This window comes from Devosia sp. Soil_C_22 (assembly GCF_057657195.1).
This window is the reverse complement of record NZ_JBDGIY010000001.1, coordinates 887,426-903,891: the sequence shown is the minus strand read 5'-3', so window position 1 is coordinate 903,891 and position 16,466 is coordinate 887,426. Positions and strand designations below refer to the sequence as shown.

General features: G+C 62.5%; 12 protein-coding genes. 7 read left to right on the top strand and 5 right to left on the bottom strand.

The window, feature by feature from the left end; translation table 11 throughout:
• Positions 1-6 precede the first annotated feature (6 nt).
• Positions 7-1,848: a DrmB family protein gene (gene drmB, locus AC3A6I_RS04195; protein ID WP_487541931.1), complete on the top strand. Its 1,842-nt coding sequence runs from the start codon at positions 7-9 to the stop codon at positions 1,846-1,848.
• 21 nt (positions 1,849-1,869) lie between these two features.
• On the opposite strand, the gene AC3A6I_RS04190 is transcribed toward drmB, so the two are convergent.
• Positions 1,870-3,072 carry a hypothetical protein gene (locus AC3A6I_RS04190; RefSeq protein ID WP_487541930.1) on the bottom strand — a complete coding sequence of 401 codons (1,203 nt, stop codon included), beginning with the start codon at positions 3,070-3,072 and terminating at the stop codon, positions 1,870-1,872.
• 176 nt (positions 3,073-3,248) lie between these two features.
• Complete coding sequence (locus tag AC3A6I_RS04185) at positions 3,249-3,758, bottom strand: hypothetical protein (protein WP_487541929.1); 510 nt, start codon at positions 3,756-3,758, stop codon at positions 3,249-3,251.
• Positions 3,759-3,877: 119 nt separating this feature from the next.
• Between AC3A6I_RS04185 and AC3A6I_RS04180 the strand changes: the two genes are divergently transcribed.
• The 6 genes from AC3A6I_RS04180 to AC3A6I_RS04155 all read left to right on the top strand — a co-directional run bounded on the left by AC3A6I_RS04180 (position 3,878) and on the right by AC3A6I_RS04155 (position 13,133).
• Positions 3,878-4,861, top strand: a complete 984-nt coding sequence (locus AC3A6I_RS04180) for a DUF4268 domain-containing protein (RefSeq protein ID WP_487541928.1) — start codon at positions 3,878-3,880, stop codon at positions 4,859-4,861.
• 132 nt (positions 4,862-4,993) lie between these two features.
• Entirely contained in the window at positions 4,994-6,943 is a 1,950-nt protein-coding gene (locus AC3A6I_RS04175) for a hypothetical protein (protein WP_487541927.1), read from the top strand.
• Between the two features lie 60 nt (positions 6,944-7,003).
• Complete coding sequence (locus tag AC3A6I_RS04170) at positions 7,004-7,870, top strand: OmpA family protein (RefSeq protein WP_487541926.1); 867 nt, start codon at positions 7,004-7,006, stop codon at positions 7,868-7,870.
• The gene (locus tag AC3A6I_RS04165; RefSeq protein WP_487541925.1) at positions 7,867-9,174 is read left to right on the top strand and encodes an EH signature domain-containing protein; all 1,308 of its coding nucleotides are present in this window, start codon (positions 7,867-7,869) and stop codon (positions 9,172-9,174) included. The genes AC3A6I_RS04170 and AC3A6I_RS04165 overlap by 4 nt, the downstream gene beginning before the upstream one ends.
• Before the next feature lie 3 nt (positions 9,175-9,177).
• A complete protein-coding gene (locus AC3A6I_RS04160) occupies positions 9,178-12,264 on the top strand; it encodes a DEAD/DEAH box helicase (protein WP_487541924.1) in 3,087 nt (1,028 codons plus the stop codon).
• A 314-nt stretch (positions 12,265-12,578) separates the two neighbouring features.
• Positions 12,579-13,133, top strand: coding sequence for a DsbA family protein (locus tag AC3A6I_RS04155; protein WP_487541923.1), 555 nt, complete (start codon positions 12,579-12,581; stop codon positions 13,131-13,133).
• Positions 13,134-13,152: 19 nt separating this feature from the next.
• Here AC3A6I_RS04155 and AC3A6I_RS04150 read toward each other — a convergent pair whose 3' ends face one another.
• Genes AC3A6I_RS04150 through AC3A6I_RS04140 form a run of 3 tightly spaced genes read right to left on the bottom strand, consistent with a single transcriptional unit; the run spans position 13,153 to position 16,463 of the window.
• Positions 13,153-13,989 (bottom strand): ExeA family protein, encoded by an 837-nt coding sequence (locus AC3A6I_RS04150; RefSeq protein WP_487541922.1) that lies wholly within the window; start codon positions 13,987-13,989, stop codon positions 13,153-13,155.
• A gap of 53 nt (positions 13,990-14,042) precedes the next feature.
• The gene (locus tag AC3A6I_RS04145) at positions 14,043-14,873 is read right to left on the bottom strand and encodes a CpsD/CapB family tyrosine-protein kinase (protein WP_487541921.1); all 831 of its coding nucleotides are present in this window, start codon (positions 14,871-14,873) and stop codon (positions 14,043-14,045) included.
• A gap of 27 nt (positions 14,874-14,900) precedes the next feature.
• Positions 14,901-16,463, bottom strand: coding sequence for a GumC family protein (locus AC3A6I_RS04140; protein WP_487541920.1), 1,563 nt, complete (start codon positions 16,461-16,463; stop codon positions 14,901-14,903).
• Positions 16,464-16,466: the final 3 nt, after the last annotated feature.

Here is a 16,466-nt window from a genome sequence, read left to right as displayed (position 1 = left end):
TCCAAGTTGGCCGACACGACACAGAGCTTTTCGCAGCTTCTCCTAACCTACGGTCCCGGAGCTATGCTGGACCTGCCGAACCACGCTGTCGTGGTGTCAGGCCTGCAGGGCTGGAACTACTCGGGAGGCCACAAGCAGATCGAAGAGGAGCGGCTGGTTCCATTACTAAGGCAGCAGCTAGGTCTGGGGCCTGAGTTCTCGGGGCTACGTGCACCGCCAGAAATGGACGAAGAGCGACACGACACCGCCAGACCGGCTGTAGATGTCGTGCTGTTTCCAAAGTGGTTCACGGTAGAGGACGGCGGAGTCACCGGCGTTTCAGGTGCGGCTCCTGGCGAGACATGGCGGCGTATGGTCGAGTTCTCACAGCTGACAATCAACGGCGATCGGATGCGGTTCTCGGACGATGCCGGCAAGAAGCACGACGTCAATCCGATCCGTTTCGTGGCTGCATGTTCGAAGGGTCACCTCGAGGATATCGAATGGCGCTGGCTGGTGCATCGTAACGGCGACCGCACTTGCAAGCGGTCAATGTTCTGGGTCGAGCGCGGCGTTAGTTCCGACCCGTCCGATATCTCGGTTCGGTGCAGCTGTGGCTCGCGCGTTACCATGGCGGATCTCTACAAGCCGAAGTTCCTCGGCACATGCCATGCCAACAGCCCGTGGCTGCGGCCCACGCGGGAAGCAACTGATGTGTGTGCCGAGGATCTTCGGCTACTCCCTCGCTCTGCGACCAACACATACTTTTCGCAGACGATCACGGTTATCTCGCTGACCGCCTCAAGCGATCGGCTGCTTCAGGTCATCGCACGGCACAGATCAACGATTGACGCATTCCGGACACTCCCAAATCTCACGAGCATTCTGCGGGCCGGTCCACAGACCAAGGACGACTTCGCCGATTTCTCGGACGAGGAGATTGAGAAGGCCATCGCCAGCCTGGACGTGGATACGGAAACCTTGTCCTCGCAGAATCCGAGGATCGCGGAGTTCGATACGCTGGCATCTGGCGCAGAAACCATCGGCCATGGCGGGGCTGGCTCGGTATTGTTCGCTGAGACGCTGCCTCGCGCTAGTCTCGCTGGGGGGTTGCAGTCCATCGTGAAATCAGTCGTGAAGGTAAACCGACTCCGCGAGGTCACCTGCCTCTATGGATTCACCCGACTTGAGCCGCCACCCAGTCCTGCCGAAAGCGAGCTCGACGAGATCCAACTCAATGTTGATGGCGCCCCTCTCACCCGACAAATCCAGTGGCTGCCGGCCATCGAGCAGTTCGGTGAAGGCATTTTCGTCCACATCGATGAGGCAGAGCTTAAGCAATGGCTTGCGAAGCCCGCCGTTCAGGAAGCCTCCAAGCATATGTATATGGCCGAGACCCTGGATGCTGCCCGCTTCGGACGCCAGGAGAAGCACATGGGGCCAGCCTATTGGGCGATACACAGCCTGTCCCACGCATTGATGGCCGAGCTGGCGATGGAGGGCGGGTATCCACTGTCCTCGATCAAAGAGCGCATCTATTCGAGCGCAGCGGGACAACTGGGACGGTTCGGCCTGCTCATTTACACTTCGACCGCGGGGGCACAGGGAACCTTGGGCGGCCTTAGTGAAACGGCCTATCGTTTGCCAATGATCCTGGACAGGGCACTTCGACGGGTTGAGCTCTGCTCCAACGATCCCGTTTGCTCCGAACATCACGTGGGCAGTGCACTTGACGAGAGGCCTCTACATGGCGCCGCTTGCCATGCCTGTCTTCTGGTGCCTGAGACCTCTTGCGAGGGCCGAAATAATCGACTGGACCGGACGCTCATCGCAAAAACACTCCGCCGATCGGATCTGGCTTTGGTTTGAGTCTGAGCTCGCGGCGCCTGCTTAGTTTTCCTCCACGTAATCCGCCACAGCCGATCGGACCCGAGGGCGCAGGACGTTGACGAAGGTGTTGACCCGCTCAGCCAGCCAGTGGAAGGCGGCAAGCCGTTGTGTGGCGTCCTCCAGTGATGTCATTTGCAGGTAGTCCACAATCCGCGGGCGACCCCCGAACTGGGTCAGTGTCGCGGTGCCTCCGAGCTGAGCGGAGACCCGTGGCCAGTCATCCGCGATCGTTCGCGCGGCGAACTCGCCCGCGCTGTTGCGTGAAGATGATAGAAACAGCCCTACCTCCTTTCGTGCCCTATCGCGATAGACCGTCAACCAGCTGCTGCCGGAGGGCGCAGGCATCATGAATGACAGGTGCCCCCCTCGCGCCGGGCGGGGCACCACCTGTTCTGGATCGTCCAGTTTCACAAAGCCAAGGAACTCCTTCCAGAACTGCTGTCGCTCGTCACGAAGCGCCGTGAGCTCCGGTGACACGACGGCCTCTTCGTCGCTGTCGGCGTCCTCGAGACCATAACCGTCTGGCAGAGACACGACGTTTCGCGTGATCACCTTTGTCTTCGCCAAGACGCGTGGAACCACGATCCGCTTGCCGTCTGGCATCACGTAGATCGGCATCTCAACCAGTCCGAGTGAGAAGTGCAGCCCGGCATGGGCTTCCAGATACTCTGCAATGGCTTCAACGCCGGCTCGGATGCCATCGCCGACGATCAGCAGGAGAAACCGTCCGCGGCGCAGATTGTGAGTCAGGGCATCGTTGAACTCTACCTCGTCAAGGTCGGGATGTGTCGCGCGGACCAGATCAAGCATCGGGTTGCCATCGCGCTGCTTGAGCCGAATGCTGACTTCGCGCTGCAGGTCGGCAGAAGACCACCGGCTCAGCTCTTTCGCATAGTCGAGGATTTGGCCGACCACCTCTCGTCGCCCTTCGGGGTTACGCCAGAGTTTGCACTCGACCAACACAGGTAGTCCCGTAGGTGTCACAAGGAGATTGTCGATGGCGCCCGCCGAGGTGTTGAGTTCGCGGCATATCGGCACCGCTCCCGCGAACGACGGATCGATCTCCGAGATTGGCAGCGAGGCGGGATAAGCGTGCACGAGTTCCTGGATGTTTGCCTCTGCGACGGCGTCTGGTCCGGAAAGGAAGCTCAACGCCGTCAGTGGCACGGCCTCCCTTGCCGCCTCGTCGAGCAGAAGTGGCAAACAATGCTGTCTCGTCATGAAATCCCCCAAGTCGTTCCAGATTCGTCACATCTACAGGCGGAAAGCGCAATGGCGCGCCAAGCAGGCGGTAGCGCCTGGGCGTTGTCTGGCTGCGGGTCAGAGTGCCCTACTGGAATATGAAGAGAGCATGGACGGTGCGCACGGCTGAACGGTGATCATCCAGTCTCGTCTGTGGTGTGGGTGTGTTGCGCCCATGCGAACACGAGTCGCTGCTGCTCTCGCAGGAATTCGTGGGGGTTGTCTACGGCGAGCCCGAGTTCCTTTGCCGCAGCGACGAAGCCGGCGAGGGTCTCGTCCTTCATGTCGCCGGTTGCGACATTGTCTTTGTTCACGACGATGGCACTGAGCATAGGCCATCCGCGACGGTGCGCGTATTCGACCAGATCCCAGAGGTGTGTCCCAACGCTGTAGTGGACCTTGTTCCAGATGGCGCCACTTTGGTCGGCCAACTCCTTGTAGGAAAGGAACCGGCCTGCCTGGGCGGCTTCACGGATTACCTGCATCGACTTGGTAAAGCGGAGCCCGTTACCGCGGCGCACCGCGTATTCCTCCAGAGCAGCCAGGTAGAGGGGCCTGTCGGTCGCCTTCCTGGCGCGATGGTTGTCGATCAGCGCTTTGAGCTGTCGCTCCGAATATTCGGAGACCACCACATTCCGATCACTCATCTAAGTCGTCGCCTCCGAGCATGCACGCACCACAATATTGGCGGCTCGCAGCATTGCAACTCGTGTTGCGACAGGATCATCTAGCGTGTGAGAATGTTGGAGGAATGAGGGGGCAAACGTTGCAACCAGATCTGGGGCGGCTGGAGCGCGTCGAGCTTCGTGACATCTGGCAGTCGGAGGCGTCGCACTTCACGCCATGGCTGGCACGTCAGGAGAATTTGGCGCTCCTCGGAGAGACGTTGGGCATCGATCTACAGCTCGAGGCACAGGAACGCTCCGTCGGGCCATTTCGGGCCGATATCTTGTGCAAGGATATCGGCACCGATCGCTGGGTCTTAGTCGAGAACCAACTGGAGCGCACTGACCACATACATCTCGGCCAGCTTCTGACTTACGCCTCGGGCCTGGAGGCAGTGACGATCGTTTGGATCGCGGCGCGTTTCACAGAAGAGCACCGATCTACCCTGGACTGGTTAAACAGGATCACGGATGAAAGCTTCCGCTTCTTTGGCCTTGAAGTGGAGCTGTGGCGCATCGGGGGATCGTCTGCAGCGCCCAAGTTCAACCTGGTCTCCAAGCCGAACGATTGGACGCAGGCCGTGGCTCACGCTGCGCGGGCCATCGATGAGTCCGAGCTCTCTGATACACGGAAGGTCCAGCGCGACTACTGGGACGCGCTCCATCAGGCTCTGCGAACAGCAAACGGAGCGGTTCGCGGCAATCGAAAGGCCCAACCACAATCCTGGATGTCGTATCCAATCGGGCGCATGGGCTACAACCTCTCCGCCGCGATGATCAGGCCGAAAAAGCAAATCCGGGCAGAGTTGTATATCGCGGGCGATCAGGCGAAGCGAATCCTGGCCTTTCTGGCCAGCCATAAATCAGAGATCGAAGTGGAGTTCGGCGAACCGCTGCACTGGGAAGAGTTGCCCGAGGCACGCGACAGTCGTGTTGCTGCCTATCTGGGCTGCGATCCAGAGGAAGAGGGCGATTGGCCACGCCAGCATGCGTGGCTGGTGGACCGCCTGAACAGGCTACACCGAGTGTTTGCCAAGCGCGTTGCCATGCTGGATCCGACCGCCCTGCCTCCGCTGCCCGAGTAGCACATCCGACCTAGTGGCCTCATTGTGTGCAAGAGCTTGCCATTTGGCGCTTACATAAGACCGCAACGGAGCTCCCAATTGCAGTAGCTGCGTTTAGCGCTATAGCTTTCTCCCGTTGGTTTGGGGGCATTTATGGAATTTCTGCAGGGCATCGGACTAACCGTCCGGTCCGTGGTGCTGGATGTTGCGGGGCTGCTTCGCGAGGAGTATTCGCCCGGCCTTTTCAGCCTGGTGCTTGTGATTGCGCTGATCGTTTCTCTCGTGCTCTTTGCACTCGGCATCCGATCTCGTGTCCGTGCCATGCGTTGGCTCGACCGCTCGGTCCGCAAGCACAAGGACGATGCTGAGTTCAGCGCCGGACTAGCTACGCTCACCAGCGACATCTCGGCGGGTGGCCGCACCGGCTCTAGGCTTAAGATTGCGAACACCTGGCGCGAATTCGCCGAGACGCTCATCGCCCAGGACGAGGGCGGCGCGCCGATTTACCACAACTCTGTTCGCCCATCGGCCTTCTTCAACCTCGAGGATCTCGGCTTCGGCGCCGGTTTCTGGCGGCACGTGCCAGGCTTGTTCGTGTCGGTTGGGCTGTTCCTGACCTTCCTCGGTCTCGTCTCGGCGCTCAGTTCGATGGTGCCCGAGGGAGGCGGCACAATCGGCGCCGCGGAAATGAATGACCTGCTAACTGTGGCGTCGGCCAAGTTCATCATGTCGCTGACTGGCCTGCTGTGCTCGATCATCTTCACCGTAGCGCTACGCGTCGGTCTCCATGACGCCGAGGTCGCTGCTCATCGCCTTGCCGATGGCCTTGAGGAGCGCCTCGCCTTCCTCAGTCTCGAAGGTCTGGCAGCCAAGCAGTTGGCCGCGGTGACGGAGCAGCGCGAGTTTTTGCGCACGCTGGGCTACGAGCTTGTTGCCGAGCTTGGCCGGCCGCTCAAGGAGATGCCGGCGATGATTTCTGAGAGCATCGGGGAAAACCTCCGGCCGCTGCTCGACCAGGTCGGAAAGGCCGGCACGGATGGCGTGGGCACAATGGTGCAGGATCTCAGCAGCCGCATGTCGGAGGACGTAGGGCGCGCCCTGAGCAAGGCCAGCGACAGCATTTCCGAAGCCGGCGATCGCATCGCCAAGCTCTCCGACCGGATGGACCAGAGCTCGTCCAAGGTCGGCGATGAGCTGAATGCGGCGCTGACCCGTGTCTCCGAGGCGGTGGCCGGGATCCGAGACACGCTGGGTGACGCTGCGCGCGACACCGGTGGTGCCTTCAATGCCGGTGCTGAGAAGCTGCTGGGCGTCATGAACCAGACGCTTGAAGGTATTCGTGACAACACGTCCCAGGGTGCCGAGGCGCTAAGTGCCGCTGCGTCCAGTCTGCGACAAGCGGGGGAGGGGTTTGGCAAGCAGATCGAGGACGCCGGCCGTGTCGGCGCGGAGGCGGCCAGCCGTGAGCTTGGCCGTGTGACCGCCGACGCCGCGGAGAAGGCCGCGAACGAGGTGCTGGCGCCGCTCGATGCGATCGCCGAGAAGATGGAGGCAGTAACGCGCCAGGTGGCGGCCGCCGGCAACGATATGCGGCTGTTCGCCGACGGCGTGAAGTCTGGCGCCGATGCTTCGGTGGTCGCGTCGAACGCCTTCCGGTCGGCCAGCCAAGAGCTGACTTCGGCGGCCGCTCCGATCAGATCGTCTATCGGGAGCGTGGAAGCATCCGTCTCGGCCCTCGTCGATGCGACGCAGAATGTCGCCACGACAGTCAGCCGCTCGGCTGAATCCACTGCCAGGTCGGCTGCAGATGCCTTGTCATCTGCACAGGCGGTGCTCGGGAGCGAGCAGCAGGCGATCGAAAGTGCGCTGGAAGGCATCCAGGTTGCGCTGCAGAGGCTTCGCGAGCAGGGAAATCGGATCGACGATATCGACGGCAAGCTCGGCCGGGCCTTCGAAATCTATACGCAGCAGGTCTCCGGCGCTGTCGACGGCATGCGGCAGCATGTCCAGGAACTGCAAGAGAAGCTGCAGCCAGGCATCGACACGCTGAAGACTGTAGTCGAGACGGCCGAGGAGTTCATTCCCAGGAGCCGGACCCGATAAATGCGCGCCGCCTTTCGACGTCGCAGCAGGGAGGATGAGGAGGAGTCCGTCTTCGTCTCGATGACCGACATGACGGTCAGCTTCCTGTTCGTCCTGATGATCATGCTGGCGTTCTTCGCCAGCCAATTCAACCCCGAGGACAGCGTGACGCGCGCCGAATTTGACGGCGTCGTTGCAGAGCGGGATCGGTTGCAAGGCGAGCTCACGGATGCCAATCAGCAGATTGTGAACCTGCAGGCCAAGATTGAGGAACTAGAGGCCGAGATCGAACGGCTTAAGGCCGAGCTGGTGCAGAAGGATCCTGTCGAGGAATACCTCAAGCGCACGGCCATGGTGCGTCAGCGGATCCTCGAGCAGTTGCGCGACCAATTGCGGGTCGATTTCCCGGACCTGCTCATCGAGATCAGCCACGAACAGGATGCGCTGCGTTTCCAGGGGGATGGCCTTTTCGCCAGCGGGCAGTCGATTTTGGCGCCCGCCAAGCGCCAGATCGTCGAGACCATTGCGTCCCGGCTTGAGCAGATACTGCCCTGCTACACGCTCGGCGTCAGTGCCCACTGGTCGTTTGACTGCAACGACAGTGCGGCGATTATCGAAGCGGTCCAAATCGAAGGTCACACTGACTCCACAGGCGACGACCGGACAAACCTCGACCTGTCCACGCAGCGGGCGAACGAGACATTCTGGGCGATGCTGGATCGCGAGCCGAACCTGAACAAGCACCTCAACTTCCGGGACCAGCCGGTGCTCTCCGTCGCCGGTTACGGCGAGATGCGGCCAATTGCCGAGAATGAGACAACGGCAGGTCGCTCAACGAACCGTCGCATCGATCTGAGGATCATCATGTATACGCCGACGGTTTCGACGGAGATCGACGAGATCGGCAGGCGTCTCGGCGCCGTGCCGAGCCGAGAGACGCCTCCATGAGCCTGACTGAAGTCCTCGGCCGCCTCCAGCCATATCGGCCTCGGGCTTTGCCCTCGATGGCGCCGATAGCCGCTGCCATCGAGCGCGTTCTGGCCAGTTGGCCGGATGTGGTGCGAGAACCTCCGGAGAGCGATCGCGAGCGCATCGCGATGGAGATGAAGCGACGGCTCGACGAGGGCGACTGGCGAGACCTCCACACCTCGTTCGTTACCTCCGCGGCTGTTGCCCTGTTCGACGAGCAGCGGCGCGGGCGCGAGAGCCTGGGACCGCTGCGGCAGTTCTATTTCGACGAGATCGTCGCCAATGACAGCAGGGCCTTTCGTAACGGCATGCTGGCGGTCTACCTCGGCTCCTATCAGCCCGGGGCAACGCACACTGTCAGGCTAGGCCGCGCCCTCAGCCAGGTCTCTGGCAACCTTGGCGAGCGCTGGCGGCCACTACTGGCGGCTGTGCCACGCCTGCTCGACGGCAATTCCGCACACGAACAGGTGGGTCAGCTCATGCTGGGCATGCCATCACCATGGTCAGATCTCAAGTCCATCGGCATGCGCAAGCCGCATGAAGGCGAGTTGATGGCCCATGCACACCTGAGCTTCGTCAAGGGCATGGCGCCCTCGCTCAAGTCAGAAGCGTCAATTGACAAACTGCTGGCATGGTTGAGGCCAGATGGCGCTCTGCAGGCGAAGAAGGGCGGAGCATCGCAGGCTATCTCCGCACTGTTGGCGCCCTGGACGAATGACCCGCCGGAGGCTTTGCGCAGTTCGCTGACCACGCGCCTCACCAGCTACTACGGGGATCCGAGGACTAGGGGCAGCGAGGCGCCATGGGGGCAAGTCCCGCTGGAGCTGGTGGAAAGAATCTCACGATGGCTGACCGGCGAGAACATCCGGTTCTTCATGGATGTCGTGTCGGCCGTCGAGACCAGCCACATGTGGGAGCCCCGGCGCCGGTTCTGGCTACAACTTCACAGGGAGCAGCGCATCGACAGTGCATGGGTCGCACTGAGTGACGAGGGTGCCCGCAGGGCACGGGAAATGGCACAGGGTCGTCCCGGCCTGGCTTTCGGGCGACAGACAGCTCGGGGAAGCCGCGTCGATACCTGCCTCCTGGTTCTGAAGGTGGGCTCGAGGATCGTCGTCGAGGGGTCGCACAGCTACAAGGTGCACGTCTTTCGAGAAGGCGGCAACAAGGCTCCCAAGCTCTACCAGCCGCGCTACGACTGCGAGGAGATCCGCTCCATTCCGGGCGCCGATTCCCGGGCTCACAACGGTGACTGGCAGGGTTGGGTCAGAGAGAGAATCTAAGCGATGGAACTGACTTTCGACTACGATGATGCTGGCATCACGCTACGTCCGCCGCAAAAGTCCGGACTCGCCCGCTTCTTCTCACGCCCCGCCTCCAGCGACCTTAGGAAGCTGCCCGTCACCGAGCGCGACCTTATCCTCGCCATCGCCGACCTCCGCGACCTCAGCGATGACGACGTAAGCGAGCTGCAAATAGCCGATGATCGCATCTGGCTGTCGCATCGGCTTGCATCAAAGCTCGATGCCGGGAGCGCCAGATCACTCGGCCTGCCCAGGCATGTCGATCTGACCCTCAGCACCGATGTCGAGGGTGTCGTCGGCTCGAAAGGGTTCAAGCTGGTCTATCAGTGGACCAAGTCCGGCCAGCGCCAACTTCCTAGGCGAGTGGGAGCAATACTCGAAACCGGCCAGGGCAAGCGGCTCATCCCACACTGGATGGTCGACGCCATCAAGATTGCCGACAGCTCGCACACCGACAACGCCGACGAGTCTCACTGGGAGGCGCTGGCCCGTTTTCGACAGGCGCTTGAACCTGGTTTGCAGATGAGCCGCGATGATGCGGCCGCTCGGATGTCGATGACAGATTTCCTCTCCGGCCTCGAAGTGCGGCTTTCGGATGCGTTCTCGCTTTCTCCGACCGATGAAGGCACAGACTTCGAGGTAGTGCCGTTCTCTCGCGATCGCCTCGCTGATGTAGGCGAAGTGCGGGATGGCGAGATCGATGAGGCACAAGGCGAGTTATCCGGGGAGGCACTCAAGGCCTTCCAGCGCCGCGTGCGCGATCGCGGTGCCCTGCCGGCATATCGGGTGAGACCCGGCAGCTACCTGATCATCGACAGCAGCGCCATGCCTGCCTTGAAGGTGATGGCCGCGAAGCAACATGCACCGCGCGAAGAACGCCAAGCGTTTATCGCTAATCCCCGCCCGGCGCTGACCGAGGCGATCGTCGCCGATCTTGAGGCGCGAGGCATGCTCGACGACCTCGATGCGGCGGGGTTTGAGGAATCTGTGGAGGCGTTCGCAGGACCGGTTCTTGTCGAGACTGCCCAATATTCCAGCCGCGTCCTCGGCACCAAGCTGTTCGAAAAGTATGCTCCGCTGCCGAACTTTGATCCCTCGACCTGGATGCCGGAGGATTTCGCCCACAAGCTCGCCGAGTATCTTGACGGGCAGAGCCGGGAGTCTCTTGAGGAGTTGCACCGGGATGTAAGCTCCGCAATCGAGGCTGATCAAGCGTCGGTAGAGCGCGATGGTATCGAGATCCCCGCTCGGCCGGAAACCCTGACTACGATCTCTGCCCGATTGGAGCGTATGGCTGGGTCCGGTGACGTCGGTCGCGGTGAGCCGGACGATGACCGGGGTCCGATCGTGCTCGAGAGCAAGAGCAACCTGCGAGAGCTGCAGTGGTTTGCCGACCTCAAGCCGCGCCGGATCTCGAACCCCGCGCTGCCCGCCTTGGTCAAAACGCCCTTGAAGCTGCACCAGGTGGCCAGTTTCGAATGGCAGCAGGCGGCGTGGAGGGCCGGTCTGCCAGGCGTGCTTAACGCGGACGAGCAGGGTCTGGGCAAGACGCTTCAGACCATCGCATTCCTTTCCTGGCTGCAGTCAGAGATGAAGTCGCCATCGCAGCGGCGGCCATTGCTGGTCGTCGCGCCGACGTCGCTCCTGTTGAACTGGGAGCAGGAGGTCGAGCGTCACCTCGAGGCGCCAGGGCTAGGTCACGTCATCCGTCTTTACGGCAGCGGCATCGGCACCCGGAAGCACTTTGGGGCGAAGGGGCGCGACATCGACGATGGTAGCGCCAAGCTTGACCTGAGCACACTGCAGGAGGCGATCGAAGAGGGGCGGGCACATCGGTTCTGGGTGCTCACCACCTACACGACGCTCACCAACTACCAGCATTCGCTCGCAAAGATCCCCTTCGCGGCTGCGGTGTTTGACGAGATACAGACGCTCAAGAACGCACGCAGCATGCGCTCTGACGCTGGACGGTCGATCAAGGCCGATTTTACGATCGGCCTCACCGGAACGCCGATCGAGAACTCGGTGCTCGACCTCTGGGCGGTCATGGATCAGGTCGCGCCCGGTCGGTTGGACACCGAGGAGAGTTTCCTCGCCCGGTATCGCGAGCCAGACACAGCCAACATGGCGGAACTGCACGGACGAGTCTTCAAGCCGCATGATAAGGTGCCGCCGGTCGGCATCAGGCGCCTGAAATCGGAAGTGGCGTCCGACCTGCCACCCAAGCGTCGGCGCCTCTATCCACGAGCCATGCCGCGCGAGCAGGAGCTGGCATATGAGGATGCCCGCCTGAAACTTGCCCAGGGCGGTTTCGGCGCGGCACTCAAGATGCTGCATCACATCCGCGCTGTCTCGGTTCACCCCGATCTCGAGGCTCGCGGGGGAAATGAAGCGTTCATCGACGCCTCTGCACGGCTTGCTGCCTGCTTCCAGCTGATTCGCAAGATCCAGCGGTCCGGGGAGCGGGCGCTCGTGTTCATTGAGCACCGGCGGATGCAGTATCGCTTCATCGAACTCGCCAAGGCCGAGCTAGGGCTCAACCGGATCGACCTGATTAACGGCGATACGCCTATCAAGACCCGCCAGGAGATCGTCAACCGGTTCCAACAGCACGAGACGGCACCGGGGTTCGATCTGTTAGTGCTTGGTCCCAAGGCCGCCGGAACCGGTCTGACGCTCACCGCCGCCACCCACGTAGTCCACCTGTCACGGTGGTGGAATCCGGCAGTCGAGGAGCAGTGCAACGACCGCGTTCATCGCATCGGTCAAACGCGCGAAGTCACGGTTCACCTGCCAATGGCAGTTCATACCGGGTATCGGGAAGCCTCATTCGATTGCCTTTTGCATAGCCTCATGCAGCGGAAGCGCAAACTCGCTGAGTCGGCGCTCTGGCCGATGGGGGATACCAGCTCAGATGCTGATCAACTGCAGAAAGTGCTCGCGGAAAGCGAGGAGCAGCCGGCCAGCAGTGGGGATGCGGTAAAACTAGCGATTGACGCGATGTTCCAGCGAGACCTCCGTCCCCTTCCATCGTGGGAAGCGGACGGTTCGATCATTCTGTCAGATTAGCCCGCTTAGCGGATCGCTACCGAAACGAGTGAGATACCGCTGCTCCCCTACATTTTTGCACCCAATACAAGCCTACAAACGCCGATGTAAGTCATTGATTTGCTTATGTCTGCGGGAATTCAATCCTCTCTTGCAGCACCATTTCCCCTCCACTGTTTGCCGCCCCCGAATGCAGGCCAAAGGCCGGTCGTGAGGGTACTCGACGATCCGACAATAGCCGGCAGTGCCGAGGCATGGTGAGTTGCGGCCTCCCCGAAACACGGTCGCTGCACCGGCAGTGGCTATCGACCAACTCATTTCAGGAAGAGCCGGATATGGCAGAGACAGATTGGCGCGTTGATCCTTTGGTGTGGGGGTGTGGCCCGCGCGCCTTCGAGGTGTTCCTCGAACCTACCTGCCCCTACTCGGCCAAGGTCTTCGGCAAGCTCGACCAGTTGCTGGCCGAGGCGGGCGAGGACAAGGTCACGGTGAAGATCCGGCTTCACTCGCAGCCGTGGCACATGTTCTCGCCGGTCATCGTGCGCACCATCCTCGCCGCGGCCTCACTGCCGGAAGGCAAGGCGGCGGCCAAAGCGGTGATGGCGGCGGTCTACGCGCGCATCGCCGAGTTCGAATTCGAAAAGCACGCCACCGGCCCCAATCGCGACGCGACGCCGAACGACCTGATCCGGCGGATCGAGGGCTACACCGGCCTCAAGCTGATCGATGCGTTCAGCGTCGTGGCGCTCGACAAGCCCATGCGGTGGGAGGCGCGTTACTCGCGCCAGAACGGCATCCACGTGTCGCCCAGCTTCATGATCGACGGCATCTTCCAGGCCGACATGAGCAGCGGCGATGCGGTCAGCGAGTGGGTGAAGCGGCTTGCCTGAGGCCGACTTGCGGGACGGGTCAGACCTGGCCGGCCCGCACCAGCGGGAAGACGCCGTGCTGGCTCTTGTCCTCGAGCACCTTCTGCACGATTTCCGAGGTCACCATCGGTGAATCGGCGGCAAAGCCGTAAAGCAGCGCCGTGTCGCAGAGGATGTTGATGAGCCGCGGCGTGCCGTGCGTCGCGTAGGAGATGAGGTCGCACGCCGCCTCGGTGAAGAGCGGCCGGTTGGCACCGGCGACCTTCAGGCGATGGCCGACATAGCCGATCACCTCGTCGCGGCCGAGCAGCGTGAGGTGAAAGTCCGACGATACGCGCTGCACGAACTGGGTGAGCTCGGGGGCGGCGAGCAGGCGCTTCAGCTGCGGCTGGCCGCTGAGCACGATCTGCAGCAACTCGCGGTCGTAGGTGTTGACGTTGGAGATCATGCGCAGCTGCTCGAGCGCCTCGAGGCCCAGGTTCTGCGCCTCGTCGATGATGAGCACCGTCCGGCGCCCGGCATTGAGCTGCTGGTTCAGGAAGGTCTGGAACTTCTTGTAGAGGCTGACATAGGAGCCGCCTTCGAACTCCTGGTCGAAGGCCATCAGCACCCATTCGAGCAGTTCGCCCCGGCCGCCCTGGAGGTTGGAGAGCAGGCCGACATTGATGTCGCCCGGAAGCTTGCCGAGCAAGTGCTGGATCAGCGTGGTCTTGCCCGCCCCGATTTCGCCGGTGATGACGGTGAAACCGGCGTGGTTGACGATGCCATATTCGAGCATGGCGAAGGCCAGCCGGTGGGGGCCGGCCCAGTAGAGAAACCGGGGATCGGGGACAACCGCGAAAGCTCGGCCGTTCAGCCCGTAGAACGCTTCATACATACCGATACCACCCGTAGTTCACTCGGCGCCGCGAGCGGCCGGAGTGTCGGCGCCTAATAGTAATAGTCCTTGGTCTCGATCTCGGCCTTGTTGAGGACGACGCCGACGAACCGGCCGTGCTGGCTGATCTGCTGCTCGCAGCTGTCGATCTCGGCCACCGAGCTCTGGCCGGCGGCGGCCACCAGCATGGCCGCATCGATGCGCGGCAGGAAGGCCAGCACGTCATCGCTGGCGCCCATCGGCGGCAGGTCGAACAGGATCACATCGGGCGCAAGCCTGGCATTGATGAAATCGAGAAGTTCCCTGGTGCGGGCGCCCTGCAGCAGCTCGGACGACTCGCGCACATGACCGCCGCCCAGCGCGACCGTCAGCCCGGGGGCGATCTGGACGAGGCAATCGCCGATCTCGGCCTTGCCGGCGAGCACCTGGGCCACGGTCGCGGTGGGCGAAAGTCCCAATGTGTGGGCGATGCTCGGGCGCTTCAGGTCGAAGTCGATGAGCACGGTGCGCAGGTCGGCGCCGCGTGCGAGGCTCGCCGCGAGGTTGATGCTGACCATGGTCTTGCCGCAACCCGGCGAGGGCGAGGTGATGCCGATCGACTTCCAGCCATTGGCATCCATCACCGCCCGTACGCGGGTACGCAGCAGGTTGAACGGCACATGGCTGGGGTCGGCCATCGAGAACGACACGATGCGGTTGCGCTCGAGCCGCTTCGGATCGAGATGCACCTGCCGCGCCGTCCAGGCCGGCGCCGCGACGGGAATGGGATGCGGCTCGGCCAACGAGGCCACGGTGAGGACAGGGGTGGGGCGCAGCGGAGCGGCCGGCCGGGTCTTGTCCAGCGACACGTTGGCCTTGTCGAGTGCTTCCCTGATGTAGTCCATGTCATGCGCTCCGCTGATAGGTGGCGATCACCGGATCAGCCCGCGTGCCGCGAGCCAGCCGTGCATCCGCTCCCAGAGGCGCTCCGCGAGGAGATCGAGCGGCAGATAGTAGGTATCCACGAGATAGAGGGCCAACGAGACCGCGGCGATGGCGAGGGCGACGCCAAGAATGAGCCGCAGCCGTGTGCCGCGCTTCTCCCGGCGGGTGACGACGTAAGGCACGACGGCGATGGGGCGAAGCTGCAGCGCCTTTTCGATGTCGGCGGCGGAATAGACGCTGCGATCCAGCAGCTGCCGCAGGATGACGAGACCGGCGCCGGCGGCGAGGCCGCTCGCCATGCCGGCGATCATGATCTTGGGCCGGTCGGGACTGGTCGGCTCGTCCGGCACGGTCGCCTGCTCGATCACCTCGAAGCGCTCGGACTGGCGATCCTGCTCCAGCCGCTCGCCCACCTGCGCGTCCTCGAGCTTGGCCTGGGCCTGCTTATACTCGGATTGCAGCGTGTCGTAGTTGCGCTCCATGGAGTTGAGCCTGACCTGCACCATGGGCGTGCGCAGGATGCTCTCGTTGAGCGCATTCGCCTCGGTCTCGACCTCGGCGCGCTGAGTCTGCAGCAGCTTGATCTGCTCGTTGCCTTCGACCAGCCCGCCACGATCCTCGATCTGCGACTTGATGGACTGGATATCGAGCTCGGCCACCGCGATCTGGCGATCGAGGTCGCGCATGCGGTTGGACGGCACGAAGCCCTTTTCCGCCAGCGGCACCAATTCGTCGCGCTGGAGGCGAAAATCGTCGAGCTCGAGCTCCCTGGCCTGCAGGGTGAAGGAAAGCTGCTTCACGCCGCTGTCGTCGCCGATGGTCGAGCTGCCGCCCGCCGCGGCGGCGGTGAGCTCGCGGACCTTCTGGTCGATCTCGCCCATCTGCAGCCGCAGCTGCATCAGCTGCTCGCGACGGACGGTCAGCGTCTCGGGCAGATCGGCCTCGTTGGAGCGCTTATACTCGGCGATCTCGTGCTCGAGCTTGGCGAGGTCCCCCTCGAGCTTGTTCTTCTGGTTGGCAAAGAACGACGCCGTCTCGGAGGCGCGGCTGAGGCGCGATTCGACGTTGTGCGACAGGATCGAGGTCACCAGTTCGTTGGTGACGCGTGCCGCGGTGGTTGCGTCGCGATACTGGAACTTGACGGTGAAGCCCACCACCCGGTTGCTGCTGCTGTTGGCGACCGTATCGATCTGGGCGATACGGATGGCACGGCGAACGTTGTCAACGATGATGGTCGGCGACAAGGCCGGTCCCAGATACTGGTAGAGCGAGTATTTGCCCGCGATCTCGAGCAGGTTGTCGCGCGCCAGCAGGCGCTGCTCGATGACGCGAATACGCTCGGCCGCGTCGGAGGTGACGGTGGGCGAGGCCAGATCGGTCGGGATCTGCTGGGACTCAACGAGAATCGTGGCGCTCGCCTCATATTGCGGGGCGGCGGTGTAGGCGAAGGCTATGCTGGCCAGCGCGATGCCGATCGCGGGCAGGACGAGATAGGGCCAACGCCGCCGGAGAACCGACAGATAGCGGCGCAAGTCGAACTGGGATTCCATCGT